The sequence below is a fragment of the Pseudomonas sp. 86_A genome, assembly GCF_017491705.1.
GTDB lineage: Bacteria > Pseudomonadota > Gammaproteobacteria > Pseudomonadales > Pseudomonadaceae > Aquipseudomonas > Aquipseudomonas koreensis.
Genome location: NZ_JAFGYS010000193.1, coordinates 1 through 437 on the forward strand (window position 1 = coordinate 1; position 437 = coordinate 437).

General features: G+C 55.4%; 1 protein-coding gene. It reads right to left on the reverse strand.

The features are described from left to right. Window positions 1-49: 49 nt before the first annotated feature. Window positions 50-437: hypothetical protein (locus J5M57_RS28640; RefSeq protein ID WP_207938565.1), on the reverse strand; the 388-nt coding region annotated here is incomplete at its 5' end.

Consider the following 437-nt stretch of genomic DNA (forward strand, 5'->3'; position numbering starts at 1 on the left):
ACGAAAGGATGGCGAGCAGGCTGCCAAACTTAGGGACGAAGCCAGCCAGTTACCGGCAGGCGCAGAGCGCGAGGCACTCCTTAGGGAGGCTCGAATTGCCGAAACGAGAGCGCACCTGTCCGACTGGATCACATCTCCCGGCCTTCGGGCTCAAGAATAGCGCTAGAAACATTTGTCCACTTTGATACTTCAGGGCGTCCGCTCGATCGAGGATGATTCGATGCTGGGAATGATTTTGCTCATGTCCCTTCTCGGCACCAGCATGATTGCAGTGGTCGTTGTGATTGTCGAGTTGCGTGCCCTCGTTGGCTACTTGCGCACCCATAAAATTCCCCATGAGTGACATCTCGACTTTGCCAAGCAGCAGCGAGGCAGCATGTCCAACGTCTTGACCGCAATCGCCGGCGCCGAGATTCGAAGGGGCGACATAATAAAAT